Here is a 210-nt window from a genome sequence, read left to right as displayed (position 1 = left end):
TTTGACTGGGGCGGTCGCCTCCTAAAGTGTAACGGAGGCGCCCAAAGGTTCCCTCAGAATGGTTGGAAATCATTCGTAGAGTGCAAAGGCATAAGGGAGCTTGACTGCGAGCCCTACAAGTCGAGCAGGGACGAAAGTCGGGCTTAGTGATCCGGTGGTTCCGCATGGAAGGGCCATCGCTCAACGGATAAAAGCTACCCCGGGGATAAC

1 rRNA gene is annotated in these 210 nt (G+C 55.2%); it reads left to right on the top strand.

The window, feature by feature from the left end:
- A 23S ribosomal RNA gene (locus tag MR167_RS32770) occupies positions 1-210 on the top strand; the annotation flags it as partial.

The organism is Bacillus cereus group sp. BfR-BA-01355, assembly GCF_022663675.1.
Taxonomy (GTDB): Bacteria; Bacillota; Bacilli; order Bacillales; family Bacillaceae_G; genus Bacillus_A; species Bacillus_A thuringiensis_S.
Note: the sequence above shows the minus strand (reverse complement) of the source record. Positions and strands in the feature narration are given on the sequence as shown.